We start from the raw sequence: 15637 nt of genomic DNA on the forward strand, positions 1-15637 counted from the left end.
AATAGTGCAAATAAAACATCTATCCGACAACATTATTCTTTAGCATTTCGTAAGTTTGTAAGGCATGGATGAGCAAAAAATAAATATTAGAGATCTTCGTCAGGACTATAAATCATCATCCTTATCCGAAAATGATGTTAAGAAAAACCCTATTGATCAGTTTGCAATCTGGTTTAATCACGCCATCGAAGTTCAGATTTTAGAACCCAATGCAATGATAATTGCTACGGTAAATGAAAATGGTTTTCCCAGTGCAAGAGTTGTCTTGTTAAAAGAATTTGATGAGAATGGCTTTACTTTTTTCACCAATTACAATAGTAGAAAAGGGCATGATATAGAGACGAACCCAAAAGTAAGTCTGTTATTTTTTTGGGTAGAACTCGAACGCCAGATAAGAATTGAAGGAATTGCAGAAAAGATAAGTCAGGAAGCATCTAACGATTATTTCCATTCCAGACCTCATGGCAGTCAACTGGGCGCACATGCTTCTCCGCAGAGTAGTGTTATCCCCAACAGGATCTTTTTGGAAAACAACCTAAAAGCATTGGAAGATAAATACAAAGAAGGTGAAGTTCCTAAACCTGAACATTGGGGCGGATACAAGATACATCCAAAATCTGTGGAATTTTGGCAAGGACGGTCCAACCGTTTACATGACAGAATAAGATACACTTTAAATAGTGACAACATTTGGAAAATTGAAAGATTAGCACCGTAATGACATTTCAGGAAATTAAGCAGTTAATTGTAGAAAATATAGGCAAAAACGTAATTGTAGGCGAAGAAACTACAGGATTGCAGCCAGCGTTAATTATCAATCCTGATTATATAACGGAAGTCTGCCTGGAACTTAGGGACAACAAAAATACCTGGTTTGATTTTCTATCGAGTTTAAGTGGAGTAGATTATGGCGTGGAATCAGGTAAGTTTGGCGTCGTTTATCATCTATCCTCCATTATCAAAAAGCATCAGCTAGTCTTAAAAGTGTTTAGAGAAAACGATAGAAACGAGCAAAATTTACCGGTATTTAAAAGCGTATCATCTATATGGCGTACTGCCGAATGGCATGAAAGGGAAACTTTTGACTTATTCGGTATCTTCTTCGAAAGTCATCCTGATTTAAGAAGAATTTTATTACCGGATGATTGGAAAGGATATCCTCTGCGCAAAGATTATAAAAACGCTGAAACCTATAAAAACATTAAAATAGACCTTTAAAAACAGCTTATGTATACAGAGGCTTTAGAAAGATATCGACATAAAATTAGTTCTGTATCGTCAGAGGAAATGGTTCTTAATCTGGGACCACAACACCCCAGTACCCATGGAGTTTTACGTCTGGAACTGATTACCGATGGTGAGGTTGTAAAAGAGGTCATACCTCATTTAGGCTACTTACACCGTTGTTTCGAAAAACATGGTGAAGCTTTAAGTTACAACCAGATTATTCCCTATACAGACAGATTAGATTACCTGGCATCAATGAACAACAATCATGCTTTTGTAATGGGAGTTGAAAAAATGCTTGGAATAGAAAAGGACATTCCTAAAAGGGTAGAGTATATAAGAGTTCTGGTATGTGAATTAAACAGGATAGCCTCGCATTTAATTGCAGTTGGAACTTACGGCATTGATATCGGTGCCTTTACACCCTTTTTATGGTGTTTTAGAGACAGGGAACATATCATGAATATGCTTGAATGGGCATCTGGTGCCAGAATGTTATATAACTACATTTGGGTAGGTGGCTTATTTTATGATTTACCTGTAGGGTTTGAGGAAAGATGTAAAGAATTCGTGGATTACTTCAGACCTAAGCTTAAAGAGCTAAACGAATTACTTACTGATAACCAGATTTTTATTTCGAGAACAGCAAACGTAGGCGTATTACCTTTAGACGTCGCTATTAATTATGGATGTTCCGGTCCGGTCTTAAGAGGTTCCGGCCTGAAATATGATTTAAGACGAGTAGATGAATATTCTGTTTATCCCGAAATTGACTTTGATATTCCTTATTCTAAAGGAGAAATTGGTGTAGTTGGAGATTGCTGGAATAGATATAAAGTCAGAATTGACGAGATTGGCGAGTCGCTAAAGATCATTGAACAATGTATTGAAAAATTAACCAAGGAATATAAAAGAACTCCTGATTTTGATCCAAGAGCAAAATTGCCTAGAAAGATCACGCCTAAAGCTCAGGATTTTTATATGCGAGCAGAAAACCCAAAAGGTGAGCTTGGTTTCTATTTTATAGCAGATGGCAAATCAGACAAGCCATTCAGAATTAAATCCAGAGGACCTAGCTTTAACAACCTATCTGTTCTTCCAGAAATATCAAAAGGAGTCCTGATAGCTGATTTGATAGCTATAATCGGCTCTATTGACATCGTATTAGGCGAAGTCGACAGATAAACAAGAACCCTCAATAAAAACAAAAAAATCACTAAAAGAAACAATTATTGTTTCTTTTAGTGATTTTCTTTTATTGAGTAAATCTTTAGAAGATTCATCTTATTTACACATAAGATTTCATTCCTCTAATTTCTTCATAAAGCTCAATTACTTTTTTCTGAAGGTCAATTACTTCCGCATCCCTTTCTTGAAGTTTTTTGGTAGCAATTTCCAAATCAGAAGCATACTTCACCTCTTGCTCAGGATCATTATAAGTCAAAAGCTCTACAACAGACATATCAAACAGGGCTGATATTTGTTCTAATCTAGATAAATTAACATCAGTGATTCCTGTCTCAATTTTAGAGAAAGCGGGAATAGAAATATCTAATTGTTTAGACACATCTTCCTGGCTCCACCCTCTTTGATGCCTTAAAAGCCTAATTTTCTTACCTAACAATTTCATTTTTTAACCAATACTAAATTTTCAATGTGTTTTCTTATTGCGTTGCTTAACGTTTTATAAAATTAATATTTTTTTCTGTTTTTCAATATTTTTTTTGATAATGTAACCAAATCAATACCTCCGAAATTTCCTGAACTCATTAATAATACATTATATTCATTCAATATATTTAACTCTAACAAATATCGCTCCAAGCTTGAAGAATTATTAAAGAAAATTATATCCCTATCATTAAAAGCTTCCTTTATCTGGCTCTCAGATATAGGATCGACTTTCTTTTGTATCAAATTAGTTTCATCTACAAAGACAATCTTCACATCTGCCGCTTTCATACTGTCCTTATATTCAGAAATGAAATCTTTATTTACACTACTAAACGTATGTAATTCTATAAGCGCGACTAAATCTCTGTTAGAAAATTGATTTTTTACCGCCCCTACTGTAGCCTTTAACTTCGAAGGAGAATGCGCAAAATCTCTAAATACAATTGTGTCGTCGCTTTCTGCCATCTTCTCTAGCCTTTTGCTGGCTCCTTTAAAAGAAACTATAGCATTAAAGAACTGCTCATCACTAATCCCTAACTCATTACAAATCAGCTTAGCTGCATTAAGATTCATTAAATTGTGTTTTCCAAAAACACCAATCTCCAATTCCCGATTTTCATCTAACTTTAAATAGGTGTTTCCTTCTTTAACTTCTGAATCTAACGCTTTATACGGCAAAAATTTTATTTTGTTATGAATTTTATGTTTTTTTATTAAATCGGACAGCACCTCATCTTCTTCACAGTAGATTAACGTTCCTTTTTCCTGAATCGTATCTATAAATCCAGAAAATTGTTCTTTATAATTCTCGAACGTTGGAAAAACATTCACATGATCCCAGGCGATGCCGCTGATCACACCTATATTTGCTTTGTAAAGATGAAACTTAGGCCTTCTGTCAATTGGTGAAGCCAGATATTCATCTCCTTCAATTATAATACATGGAGCATCTGAAAGCTTAACCATATTATCGAAACCTTCTATTTGCGCACCAACCAGATAATCAAAATCAAAAGAAATCTGTTTTAAAACATGCAACACCATAGAAGTAATTGTAGTCTTTCCATGACTACCGCCAACAACGACTCTTGTCTTATCTCTAGATTGCTCATAAATATATTCCGGATAAGAGTACACTGGCAAATCCAACTCTTGTGCTTTAATCAATTCTGGATTATCGGCTTTAGCATGCATACCTAAAATAATCGCATCGATACCCTTATTTATTTTTTCCGGATACCAGCCAAAAACTTCCGGCAATAAACCATGCTTCTGTAACCTGCTTTTAGAAGGCTCGTATATCGCATCATCAGATCCGGTTACCTGATAACCTTTCAAATGCAATGCAATGGCTAAATTATGCATCGCAGCTCCGCCGACAGCTATAAAATGAACTCTCATTATTTCCTTAATTTAACAGCTACCCAATCATTTAATTTCTTATGCGAAACATATTGCAATTTATACTTCTTCGCTTCATCCACTAAAATCTCAATATCCGACTCATAAAAACCACTTAAAAACAGCAGTCCGTCAGACTTTAAAACTTCTGCATATCTTTCTATTTGGTCTAAAAGGATATTCCTATTGATATTTGCCAGGATAATATCGTACGCCGTGTTCGGAATAGCTTCCTTAGAACCACAAAAAACACTTACATTATTTATATCGTTAAGTTCAGCGTTTTCTTTTGCACTTAAATAACAAACATCGTCATAATCAATAGCATCCACCGCTTTGGCTCCCTGCTTAGAAGCCAATATTCCCAGAATAGCAGTTCCACATCCCATATCCAAAACATTCTTTCCTTCTACTTCTGTTTCTAAAAGCCATTCCATCATCAATGTTGTTGTTTGATGATGTCCTGTACCAAAAGCCATTTTGGGGTCTATAACTATCTCATAAGGGAATGCTTGCTTAGGTTCATGAAAAGTTGCTCTTACATACACCTGATCTTTAATCTCCAGCGGCTCAAAATTACTTTCCCATACCTCGTTCCAGTTTTTCTGAGGAATAAATACACTCTCGTACGAAAAGGTAAACATATCTTTATAAGTAGCTAAAGTGTCCGCTATCAGCTTAGCATTATATGCGGTTTCCGCCACAAAAGCGTTAAAACCTTTTTCACTCTCTTCAAAAGTATCAAAACCAATTTCAGCCAGTTCACCAATCAACAAATCCTGATGAAACTCCTCTGCATCTTTAAGTTCAAATTTCAGTTCGTAATAATTCATTTTCTTATTGAAAAATATAGGACAAAAAAAAACTTACGATCAGAGATTCTAATCGTAAGTTCATCTGTTTTACAAATATAATTTTTAGTTGTTGAACGTCTTAACAATATCAACAAAATCTCTCGATTTTAAAGATGCCCCCCCTATCAATCCGCCATCTATATCTTTTTGAGCAAACAATTCAGCCGCATTCCCCGGATTACAGCTTCCTCCGTATAATATAGTTGTGTTTTCAGCAACTTCGGCACCATATTTAGCAGCCACTTCGCTTCTGATGAATGCATGAATTTCTTGCGCTTGTGCAGAACTTGCGGTTACACCCGTTCCAATTGCCCAAACCGGCTCATAAGCGATAACGAGTTTAGAAAAATCCTCTGCAGACAAGTGGAAAGTGGCCTCTGCCAATTGCGTTTTAATAACATCAAAATGCTGATTACTCTCTCTTTCAGCTAACGTTTCCCCAATACAAAAAATCGGCTTTAAATCATTTGCCAATGCTGTATTTGTTTTTTTGGCTAACAGTTCATTATTCTCGCCAAAATACTGACGTCTTTCCGAGTGTCCTAATATCACATATTCTACTCCAACAGACTTCAACATACCTGTTGATATTTCTCCGGTATAAGCACCTGATGCTTCCTGATGTGCATTTTGCGCACCTACAAAAACATTATTTGTTCCCTTTGCTAAAGCTGATAAACTATGCAGATGAATGTACGGAGCACAAACAACTACCTGTTGCTCTCCCCTTACTTCATCTTTCACCATATTTAACACTTCCGAAAACAAACTAAGACCTTCTGAATAATCTTTATTCATTTTCCAGTTTCCAGCTACAATTTTCTTTCTCATATTTTAAAACCTTCTTGATTTTTCTGTTAAATTATATAAATAAGCGAATATTTCCTGTTCTTTATCATCAAACTCTCTTCCTTTTCTCTCATAAGCCAGTTTAGCCGTCTCTACAGCTTTGTTTAATGTATAATTTTCAAATCCCTGTGCACCACCCCAGGCAAAATCAGGAATAAATACCCTAGGAAAACCCGAACCAAATATATTCGCGCTAACACCAACAACAGTTCCGGTATTAAACATAGTGTTAATACCACATTTAGAATGGTCTCCCATAATCAATCCGCAAAACTGTAAACCCGTTTTTCTAAATCTTTCCGTTGTGTAGTCCCATATTTTAACCTCCGCATAAGTATTCTTCATATTGGAATTATTGGAGTCCGCGCCAAAATTACACCATTCGCCTACAACCGAATTCCCTAAATATCCTTCATGTCCTTTTGCCGAATACCCAAATATCACGGCGTTATTAATTTCACCACCGACTCTACTTTTAGGACCTACAGTAGTTCCACCGTAAATCTTAGCACCCATTTTCACTTGAGAATCCTCGCACAATGCAAAACTTCCCCTAATATGGCTACCTTCCCACACCTGTGAATCTTTTCCTAAATAAACAGGCCCATTTTTAGTATTAAAACTCGAGCATTCTGCCTCCACTCCTTCTTCTACAAAAATATCATCTCCAATTACAGTATTCGTTCCGCTTAGCACTGCCGATTGACGGCCTTTGGTGATTAACTCAAAATCTAAAGCGATTTGCTGCGCATTTTTAGAAAACACCTGTTCGGGATATTTCAATTGATTAACCTCTCCAAGATATATTACATTCCTGCAGTCTGAAGACACTGTACACGAAAAATCCCTGGCCTCTTCTCCGTCTATTCTTGCCGCAAGCAACACTCCATCTTTACTTAAAATATCACCATTATTAAGTTTACTGATAGCGTCCAGAATTTGTCGATCGGGTAAAACAGAACCGTTAATAAAAATATTTTGATCAGATACAGAAAAAGTAAATTTCGACTGCAGATAGAGTTCCGTCTTAAACGAGACTTCGGCACTTAGATACTTAGCCCATTTTTCATAGATTTTTAATATTCCGATTCTGATATCGGCAATTGGTCTGGTTAAAGTTAAAGGGAATAGAGTATTCCTGGTAGAATCGTCGAAAAGAATAACTTTCATAAATGCAAAAAAACAAAAAAAGTCCCGACAAACAAGCCGGGACTTAAAAAATATCGTTTTAAGCTATGCTTATTTTTTTGCGTAACGATTTCTGAATTTGTCAATACGTCCTGCAGTATCAACCAATTTCATTTTACCAGTATAGAATGGATGAGAAGTATGGGAAATCTCCAATTTCACCAAAGGATATTCGTTTCCGTCTTCCCATTTAATAGTCTCTTTAGTATCAATACAAGATTTTGTTAGGAAAGCATAGTCGTTAGACAAATCTTTAAAAACCACTAATCTGTAGTTTGATGGATGCAAATCTTTTTTCATTATATTCTTATTCCTTTCTATCTCTTTTTTAGAGGCGCAAATATATTAAATTATTATCTTTCTTTCCAAAAAAGTACAACAAATTTATCAATTATTTATTTCCCATATCAAATACCCTATCTGCAAGCACCTCATTAACCATCCTAAAATTGCTTTATAATGACGTTTATCTATACTTATATAGATAATACATATATCCTATGATTACAATTTTTCTTATCTTTGTTGAGAGAAAAAAGTTAATGACGATGTTAAAAACCCCGATATACTTAGACAATAACGCAACAACTCCAATGGACCCCAGGGTTTTGGAGGCTATGCTACCTTATTTCGTAGATAAATTTGGTAATGCTGCCAGCAGAAATCATGCATTCGGATGGGCTGCAGAGGAAGCGGTAGATTATGCCAGAGAACAGGTGGCTAAATTAATTGGAGCTACTGAAAAAGAAATTATCTTTACTTCCGGAGCTACGGAATCTGACAACTTAGCTTTAAAAGGTGTTTTCGAAATGTATAAAGATAAGGGAAACCATATCATTACTCTAAACACTGAGCATAAAGCGGTTTTGGATGCATGTAAACACATTGAAAAAATTGGCGGAAAAGTTACTTATCTTGAAGTTGAAAGCGATGGACTTTTAGATTTGGCTAAGCTGGAAGCCGCTATTACTCCAGAAACAATTCTAGTTTCAGTAATGTACGGAAATAACGAGATTGGTGTGGTTCAACCTATCAAAGAAATCTCGGCAATTGCACATAAACATGGTGCTCTTTTCTTCACAGATGCAACACAGGCTGTTGGTAAAATATCTGTAGATGTAAACAGAGATGGTATTGATTTACTGGCTTTATCCGGTCATAAAATTTACGGACCTAAAGGTGTGGGCGCGTTATATGTGAGAAGAAAAGGGCCACGGGTAAAGGTTACTTCCCAAATGGATGGCGGCGGTCATGAAAGAGGTATGCGTTCTGGTACTTTGAATGTTCCGGGTATTGTTGGCTTAGGAAAGGCTTGTGAGCTATGCCGTTTGGAAATGGATAGTGAAGCTGCCAGACTTTCTGCCTTACGTGATAAATTAGAAAACAGCTTACTTGAGCTTGAAGAATCATATGTTAATGGTAACAAAGAACACAGATTACCACATACAACCAACATCTCTTTTAAATATGTAGAAGGTGAAGGTTTAATGATGGCAATGAAAGATATGGCTGTATCTTCTGGTTCTGCTTGTACTTCCGCGTCGTTAGAACCGTCTTACGTTTTGAAAAACCTAGGTCTTTCTGACGATTTGGCACACTCTTCTATACGTTACGGATTGGGAAGATTTACAACTGAAGAAGAAGTTGATTTCGCTATCGAAAACACTAAAAAAGCGGTGAATCATCTCAGAGAATTGTCACCTTTGTGGGAAATGTTTAAAGAGGGCATAGATCTTGATTCTATCGAGTGGGCAGAACACTAATTAAAGCATGATTTAGGAATTTACGAGGTACGATTTAAAACTCGGAAATTCTACAATCTAAAATAAAAAAGAGTATGAACATTTATTTACGACATACGGATTAAAAATCCAGCATCGTAAATCTAAAATCTAACATAAAATGGCTTATTCGGATAAAGTAATAGATCACTACAGCAACCCAAGAAATGTGGGTACTTTGGATAAAAGTAAACAAAATGTAGGAACAGGATTAGTTGGTGCACCTGAGTGTGGCGACGTAATGCGCCTTCAAATTGAAGTTGATGAGAACAACGTTATCACTGATGCTAAATTCAAAACCTTTGGTTGCGGTTCAGCTATCGCCTCTTCTTCTTTAGCAACAGAATGGTTAAAAGGAAAAACTATTGACGAAGCAGTTACTATCGACAACATGGATATTGTAGAGGAATTAGCTTTACCTCCGGTAAAAATCCACTGCTCGGTATTAGCAGAAGATGCGATCAAATCAGCAATTAACGATTATCGCGTTAAAAATGGTTTACCAGCATTGGAAATCGAAAAATCTCATCATTAATTCAAACGTGAGATATTAAACATGAGATTTGAGATACTGGAAGTTCAACAAATAACCAGTACTACAAAACTTAATAAATTAATAAAATGGTAACAATTACAGATAAAGCAAAACAGAAGGTTCAGGAATTAATGGAGGGCGCAGGCCTTGATAATTCGTATTTCTTGAGAGTGTCTGTAAAAGGTGGTGGTTGTTCTGGTCTTTCTTATAATATGGACTTCGATAATGAAGCACATAGTGGAGATCAGAATTTTGAAGATAACGGATTGAAAATTGTTTTAGACATGAAATCTTTTCTTTATCTGGCCGGAACCGAGCTTGATTACTCGGATGGATTAAATGGAAAAGGCTTTAATTTCGTCAATCCCAATGCCAGCAGAACTTGTGGGTGTGGAGAGAGTTTCTCTGTTTAATACAATATCCCATAATTTATAAACATATAAAAAAGGGAATCCATTGAGATTCCCTTTTTTATGATAAATATTTTATAAACATCCATCTAAAATTTCATTTTTTTATATCAACTTCGCATGAGGACTTATTATTAAAATAAAACGTTCATATGAGGTTTATCTTAACTGTCTTTACCTGCTTTATTAGCTTGCAATTAAGTGCATTCAACGAGTTCAACATAAACAACTTCGTATTGTCTGAAAATCCTCAGAAAAGCAATACGTTTATTGTTATTGCCAAAGACTCGTTAAACAACGCTTCAGACGCTTTAAACGGAACATACAACTTCAGTATAAATGGCTTTAAAGAAACACTAAACTTTCATTCAGGAGTAGCGGCAAGCAAAATGGAAATAGACAAATCTTTGTTTCTATATATTAAACACGAGAACGAAAACAACACAGTTTCCAAACTATATTATTTACGAAAAACCGATAACGGAATAAATCCGATAGGTATTAGCTGGTATATATTACTGATAATTCCCGCTAGCCTTATTTTAATCGGATATATGTTTAGAAAGATAATCGGCGTTGTCATTTTCTTCCTGATGGCCTATATTTATTTCAGTTACAGTAAAGGCTTATCCGTATCGACATTTTTAGAGTCCATATTTGATGGTCTAAAAAATTTGTTTTAAAAAGGCATTCCTATACCAAACTGTATCTGCGTGGTGCTATACCGATCGGGATTATTGGTTATTGCATATCTATTTTTAAATGCTCTTTTTGCCTGTCTGTCGAAATAGTATTTACCTATCCATTGGTCTGAACCAGAGAATTGCGGATCTTTAAGCTTTAATCCCGCGTCCAATCTAAACACAAAGAAAGAAACATCAAATCTTAACCCAAAACCGGTACCAATAGCCATCTGGCTCCAAAGCCTTTTAAACTGAAACTGAGATCCCGGAAAGTCCGGATTATCTTTTAAACGCCAAATATTACCAAAATCTACAAAGGTTGCACCTTTTACCTTAGAACCAAAAAAGTCATTCAGAATTTTAAACCTATATTCTACGTTTCCTTCAAATTTGATATCTCCCAGCTGATCCAGATTTCTCAGTCTCAACCTTACAGAATCCGATTCTAAAGAACTCCGGTTATAATTACCAGGTCCAAGCGTTCTTGCCTGCCATGCTCTGATACCACTGGACCCACCGGCAAAAAACTGTTTATCGAAAGGCAACGAAGGCATATTTCCGTAATAATAACCTACTCCCGGGTTTATTCTTGTCACCAATTGCCTCTCGCCGCCAAAACCTTTATAGAAGCGCATATCGCCTTCCAGACGAACGAATTGATAATAAGGAACACCGAGTATCGTATTTCCTAAGTCATTCCTATTCTTAGCGATAACATTCGAAACCAAAGCGGCTGTATTCCCTCCCACCTCTAATGTTCCATTAAAAAATGTAAAATTACTTAAAGAAGTAAGCCTTGACAGGTTATAGGTATAAGTATAAGACGAACTGGCAACCAACTGCGATCTCAGGGTCGCTAAGAAAAAGCTATTTCCCTGCGATTCTAAGTATTCTTGTAAATCCCGGCTTATCCGTCCCTGAACATATTGAATGCTCACCGGAGTTATAGAATGCGATTTATATTTTGTCTCGGCCCAATCATAAGTCAGCGTTGTTCCTAGTACCCGGCGTAAATAGCTTTCTCTTAAATTATAAATCTGATAGTTTACAGCTATCCTCGTTCTTGGAACAGCATTTTTGGAATTGGACGGAATATTAAATGGCGTTATTAAACGCGGGAAATTCAGACTGGCTCCAATCTGATAGTCGCTGCTCAATAAACGGTCGTTCAAATTACCACTTAGATTCTTATCGAACTGAAATCCACCTCTGAATTTTACTTCAAAAACCTCCGCACCTCCAAAGGTGTTTTTATTTTGATAAGTAAAACCTGCATTAACTCCCGTTATACTCGAATTAAAAGTATATTCACCGTCTATCCTGTTCGATTTCTTCTTCAGCGGAATCATATCTACCAAACCAACCAGTGTATTCAGCTGGTCCTTCTTCTTTGTAAAATCTACAGTTATGCTTTTAAAAACGTTCAAATCAAATAACCTCTGTGTTGTCAATTCTACATCAGAGATATTATACTCGTTCCCGTGACTTAGAAAAATATAGTTAGTCAGCTTTTCAGGTTTAAAAAACTTCGAATAGTCGAAGAATTTATACTGGCTGTCTACCCGTAAAGTATCAGGTTTTACATTTGCCAGATTCGCGTTGGTTGGTTGAATACGCAAATAAGTATTATCTAAATAATATTTCTGATGAGTGCTGTCGCCAGGATTTAATATTTGTATCTCGACATCAGCCTGATGACTGTTTAGATTCGTGTCAATCTTAGCTCTTACATATGGCCTTACAAACTCATAATAACCATTTTTCTTCATCAACAAGTAAATCTGATCCCTTTCATAAGCGATACTGTCCTCATCAAATCTCTTGCCTTCTCTGATATGGGTAAAGATTTTTCTTTTACTCAGGTATAAATCTTTAATAGATGAATCCTTAATATCAAAAGTTATATTCCTGAAATCGAATTTCTCATTCTGCTGAGCATTAAATATAACTTTAGCTCTTTTTTTATGTATTTTGATATCACTATTTACTTTAGCATTCAGAAAACCTTTTGTTTTCAAAAATTTCTCAAGCTGAAGCCTTGATACCTCAACCAGTGAACTGTCCAAAATCCTTGGAGCTTCCCCTAAAGTCTTTCGTCCGTTTGGATTAAATGTATTATAAATCCACAGGTTTAGAGGAGCGTTAGGTCGAATGTCTAAAGACACATAAGAATAAGCCTGATCTGAAAAAGTATTTTCAATACCATTTATTTCTAACTTTGTGATTAAAGACTCATTCTCTTTTAATCTGTTAGTAGAGCGACAGGCGCCCATAACCAGTATTAAAAGCAGTAATATGTATAAAGAATAATTAGTGTATGCTTTCAAAATCTCAAATAAGTTTCATCAAGTCTCTCCAACAAAAAAAATTCCGTAAAGAACACAACTTATTTATTGTTGAAGGCTTAAAATCTATAACAGAATTTTTGGCCTCAAAGTATCAAGTTCAAACAATATATTGCTTAAGCAAAGACATTCCAAATTTGCCTAAATTATCTCAAAAACAAAAGGTTTTTGAAATAACCGAACAGGAACTAACAAAAATAAGTTCCCTGCAAAATCCTCAGGAAGCACTTGCTTTGATAGAAATACCACAATTGGACGTAAATGTTTTAGAAATCGAGAAGGAAATTAACCTTGTTTTAGATGGTGTACAGGATCCGGGCAATTTAGGAACTATAATAAGAACAGCAGATTGGTTTGGCTTTTCTAATATCATTTGCTCTAAAAATACCGTAGATGTCTATAACCCTAAAGTAGTGCAAGCAACCATGGGTTCACTTGCTCGGGTAAATGTTTCTTATGTCGACTTACCTGCTTATTTAATCGCTCAACAGTTACCAAAATTCGGCACTTTATTAGACGGGAAAAATATTTATCATCAGGATTGGCCAGAGGCAGGCTTTCTAATTCTTGGAAGTGAAGGAAATGGTATTTCAGACGAAATAATCTCATTACTAGATGGTTCTGTAACCATTCCCAAATTAGGACAAACCGAATCGCTTAATGTTGGCATTGCAGCAGCGATTTGTTGTTCAGAGATTAAAAGAAAATCTCTAAAATAAGTTGACAAGTATTATTTTTTTGCTATTTTTGCATTCCTTTTAAAACAAAAGGTCGGGTGGCCGAGTGGCTAGGCAGAGGTCTGCAAAACCTTGTACAGCGGTTCGAATCCGCTCTCGACCTCTTAATATTTATATAAATAAGTGTCATGGCAGTAACGCGTTTAAAAAGAAAAGACAGAAGAAATAAAACGACTTCTCGTTTAGAGGTTCAGTTCTTGAAACAAGGATCGAACGTAGAAAATGGAAGCCGCTCTAAAGAAGGAAAAAGCCAAGTTGTGAAAAACAACGAGGTGTTAGCTTCTTTATAAGAGATTAACATATTTTATTTCATAAAACCTATTTATCGGCCGGTAAATAGGTTTTTTTATGTTCTATTCAATAAGGTCGGAGAATATTGGATCTGCTCCAAAGCTTGTGAATCTGAATAAGAAAAAATTGACACCACCTATACGGATCTGTTTCAAAGCTATTTCAGTTTATTTTTTCCAATCAGCTTTTTCTATACAATACACGAAATTATATCTAACAGGTTCACTAAAATAAGCTACCTGTTCCTCTCCTACTTTTACAGCATTTAATCTGTTCATTGCAATCTGGGAACGAATATTATTAGCTCCTACATGAAAATATACTTTTGTAACGAACTGGAAAATGTAATCGAGCATCAATATTTTTACAGTCCGGTTTATTCCTTTTCCCAGCAAGACGTTGCATAAAAAGTATATCCCATGAATATGCTATTTTGTTTGTCGTCATAATTGTAAAAGCGTGTACTGCCTAATATTTTACGGGATGATTTATCTATAATCTTAAAAGCACCTTTACTTTCTATCGCCCCGTCAAAAAAGATCTTAAAAACATGTTCTTTCCAACGGTCTTTATTGGGATGCTGTTCCCATATCTTAGGATCGGATGCTACCTTGTACAATGCTTTAAAATCTGCTTTAGCCAAAGGTAAAACTACCAAACTATCATTCGTCAAAATGGGTTGTATATCAATCTCCATATATATTCTTTATCAAATGGCTAATTAGAGCAATATAAAAAGGTCCTGTAAGCTTTAAAAGTCACAAACCTTTTCACAACAATAGTGCACTTGAAAATATAAGGATAAGTGACACTTGAGTTTGTGATTAATGCAATCAATCTCACCGTTTTTATCAGCAATATATATATTATAAAAACCAGATTCATTGTATTCATATTTAATACGTTAATGAGCTACAAAATCTGGAGAAATTCTATTCTCTCCAATCTATTTGGTAATAGATTTGCTGGCTCTTAACCGATAGTCAATTGTAATTGTACAACATAGAACTGACACTGTAATAATGTAAAACAAGTATTTGTCCAATTTATCTCTTTTAAAAGTATAATTCGGGTGTTAACTTATTAAAATCAAATAATAAACACATTCCAAAATACAACGAGACCAAACTAAAATCAATAACCATGAAAAATGAAAGTTATACCACAACTATTGTTGTGGACAAAGATGCAAAAACAGTATTTAATGCCGTAAAAAATCTGAAAGCCTGGTGGAGTGAAGATATAGAAGGTGATACAGATGTGCTTAATGAAACCTTTTTTTACCATTATAAAGATGTTCATTTAAGTAAGATTAAACTCATCGAAATAATCCCTGACAAAAGATTGGTTTATCATGTTATCGATAACCAATTCAATTTCACTAAAGATAAATCCGAATGGACGAATACAAAGCTGGTCTTTGATTTATCCGAAGATGCAGCTAAAACAAAAGTAATATTTACTCACGAAGGCTTGGTTCCTCTATGCGAATGTTATAACATATGTAACGATGCCTGGACCAATTATATTAAAAACAGTCTTTACAAACTGATTGTTATAGGAAAAGGCGAACCAAATCCTAAAGATAAAGATGGCTTTAATGCTGAAATTGTAAAAAAATGGAAATTAAGTGCAATTGCTTAGAGGTAATATAACACATAA

19 protein-coding genes and 1 tRNA gene are annotated in these 15637 nt (G+C 35.3%); 11 read left to right on the forward strand and 9 right to left on the reverse strand.

Features of this window, described 5'->3' with window-relative positions; genetic code table 11:
* Window positions 1-64 precede the first annotated feature (64 nt).
* The 3 genes from pdxH to PEDSA_RS06740 are packed head-to-tail and all read left to right on the forward strand — an operon-like array spanning window position 65 to window position 2412.
* Window positions 65-718: a pyridoxamine 5'-phosphate oxidase gene (gene pdxH, locus PEDSA_RS06730; RefSeq protein ID WP_013632414.1), complete on the forward strand. Its 654-nt coding sequence runs from the start codon at window positions 65-67 to the stop codon at window positions 716-718.
* Window positions 718-1218 (forward strand): NADH-quinone oxidoreductase subunit C, encoded by a 501-nt coding sequence (locus PEDSA_RS06735; RefSeq protein WP_013632415.1) that lies wholly within the window; start codon window positions 718-720, stop codon window positions 1216-1218. Before pdxH ends, PEDSA_RS06735 begins: the two co-directional genes overlap by 1 nt.
* 9 nt (window positions 1219-1227) lie before the next feature.
* A complete protein-coding gene (locus PEDSA_RS06740) occupies window positions 1228-2412 on the forward strand; it encodes an NADH-quinone oxidoreductase subunit D (RefSeq protein WP_013632416.1) in 1185 nt (394 codons plus the stop codon).
* 103 nt (window positions 2413-2515) lie between these two features.
* Here PEDSA_RS06740 and PEDSA_RS06745 read toward each other — a convergent pair whose 3' ends face one another.
* The 6 genes from PEDSA_RS06745 to PEDSA_RS06770 form a co-directional block, all read right to left on the reverse strand.
* A complete protein-coding gene (locus PEDSA_RS06745) occupies window positions 2516-2857 on the reverse strand; it encodes a helix-turn-helix domain-containing protein (protein ID WP_013632417.1) in 342 nt (113 codons plus the stop codon).
* Between the two features lie 62 nt (window positions 2858-2919).
* Entirely contained in the window at window positions 2920-4302 is a 1383-nt protein-coding gene (locus PEDSA_RS06750; RefSeq protein WP_013632418.1) for a UDP-N-acetylmuramate--L-alanine ligase, read from the reverse strand.
* Window positions 4302-5135 carry a 50S ribosomal protein L11 methyltransferase gene (gene prmA, locus PEDSA_RS06755; RefSeq protein ID WP_013632419.1) on the reverse strand — a complete coding sequence of 278 codons (834 nt, stop codon included), beginning with the start codon at window positions 5133-5135 and terminating at the stop codon, window positions 4302-4304. Before prmA ends, PEDSA_RS06750 begins: the two co-directional genes overlap by 1 nt.
* A gap of 84 nt (window positions 5136-5219) precedes the next feature.
* Window positions 5220-5987 carry a triose-phosphate isomerase gene (tpiA, locus tag PEDSA_RS06760; protein WP_013632420.1) on the reverse strand — a complete coding sequence of 256 codons (768 nt, stop codon included), beginning with the start codon at window positions 5985-5987 and terminating at the stop codon, window positions 5220-5222.
* Between the two features lie 3 nt (window positions 5988-5990).
* Entirely contained in the window at window positions 5991-7175 is a 1185-nt protein-coding gene (locus PEDSA_RS06765; RefSeq protein WP_013632421.1) for a putative sugar nucleotidyl transferase, read from the reverse strand.
* A gap of 69 nt (window positions 7176-7244) precedes the next feature.
* The gene (locus tag PEDSA_RS06770; protein WP_013632422.1) at window positions 7245-7493 is read right to left on the reverse strand and encodes a type B 50S ribosomal protein L31; all 249 of its coding nucleotides are present in this window, start codon (window positions 7491-7493) and stop codon (window positions 7245-7247) included.
* Window positions 7494-7693: 200 nt separating this feature from the next.
* Between PEDSA_RS06770 and PEDSA_RS06775 the strand changes: the two genes are divergently transcribed.
* The 4 genes from PEDSA_RS06775 (at window position 7694) to PEDSA_RS06790 (ending at window position 10602) form a co-directional block, all read left to right on the forward strand.
* Entirely contained in the window at window positions 7694-8956 is a 1263-nt protein-coding gene (locus tag PEDSA_RS06775; protein WP_013632423.1) for an IscS subfamily cysteine desulfurase, read from the forward strand.
* A gap of 139 nt (window positions 8957-9095) precedes the next feature.
* Window positions 9096-9509, forward strand: coding sequence for a Fe-S cluster assembly scaffold IscU (gene iscU, locus PEDSA_RS06780; protein WP_013632424.1), 414 nt, complete (start codon window positions 9096-9098; stop codon window positions 9507-9509).
* 86 nt (window positions 9510-9595) lie between these two features.
* Window positions 9596-9922, forward strand: coding sequence for a HesB/IscA family protein (locus PEDSA_RS06785; protein WP_013632425.1), 327 nt, complete (start codon window positions 9596-9598; stop codon window positions 9920-9922).
* A 149-nt stretch (window positions 9923-10071) separates the two neighbouring features.
* The gene (locus PEDSA_RS06790) at window positions 10072-10602 is read left to right on the forward strand and encodes a hypothetical protein (RefSeq protein WP_013632426.1); all 531 of its coding nucleotides are present in this window, start codon (window positions 10072-10074) and stop codon (window positions 10600-10602) included.
* On the opposite strand, the gene tamL is transcribed toward PEDSA_RS06790, so the two are convergent.
* Complete coding sequence (tamL, locus tag PEDSA_RS06795) at window positions 10599-12929, reverse strand: translocation and assembly module lipoprotein TamL (RefSeq protein ID WP_245546852.1); 2331 nt, start codon at window positions 12927-12929, stop codon at window positions 10599-10601. The two genes, PEDSA_RS06790 and tamL, sit on opposite strands and share 4 nt — an antisense overlap.
* On the opposite strand from tamL, the gene PEDSA_RS06800 reads away from it, so the two are divergent.
* From PEDSA_RS06800 to PEDSA_RS06810, 3 genes are all read left to right on the forward strand, one after another.
* Entirely contained in the window at window positions 12920-13666 is a 747-nt protein-coding gene (locus PEDSA_RS06800; protein WP_013632428.1) for a TrmH family RNA methyltransferase, read from the forward strand. The genes tamL and PEDSA_RS06800 overlap by 10 nt on opposite strands.
* A gap of 50 nt (window positions 13667-13716) precedes the next feature.
* Window positions 13717-13787: transfer RNA gene (locus PEDSA_RS06805), tRNA-Cys, on the forward strand.
* A 25-nt stretch (window positions 13788-13812) separates the two neighbouring features.
* The gene (locus PEDSA_RS06810; RefSeq protein WP_013632429.1) at window positions 13813-13974 is read left to right on the forward strand and encodes a hypothetical protein; all 162 of its coding nucleotides are present in this window, start codon (window positions 13813-13815) and stop codon (window positions 13972-13974) included.
* Window positions 13975-14142: 168 nt separating this feature from the next.
* On the opposite strand, the gene PEDSA_RS20410 is transcribed toward PEDSA_RS06810, so the two are convergent.
* Window positions 14143-14331: a hypothetical protein gene (locus PEDSA_RS20410; RefSeq protein ID WP_245546854.1), complete on the reverse strand. Its 189-nt coding sequence runs from the start codon at window positions 14329-14331 to the stop codon at window positions 14143-14145.
* 20 nt (window positions 14332-14351) lie between these two features.
* On the reverse strand, window positions 14352-14672 hold the full coding sequence (locus tag PEDSA_RS20415; protein WP_245546856.1) for a GNAT family N-acetyltransferase: 321 nt from the start codon (window positions 14670-14672) through the stop codon (window positions 14352-14354).
* A 446-nt stretch (window positions 14673-15118) separates the two neighbouring features.
* Here PEDSA_RS20415 and PEDSA_RS06820 point away from each other — a divergent pair, with 446 nt between their 5' ends.
* On the forward strand, window positions 15119-15619 hold the full coding sequence (locus PEDSA_RS06820; RefSeq protein ID WP_013632430.1) for an SRPBCC family protein: 501 nt from the start codon (window positions 15119-15121) through the stop codon (window positions 15617-15619).
* Window positions 15620-15637: the final 18 nt, after the last annotated feature.

It is taken from the genome of Pseudopedobacter saltans DSM 12145 (genome assembly GCF_000190735.1).
GTDB classification, from domain to species: domain Bacteria; phylum Bacteroidota; class Bacteroidia; order Sphingobacteriales; family Sphingobacteriaceae; genus Pseudopedobacter; species Pseudopedobacter saltans.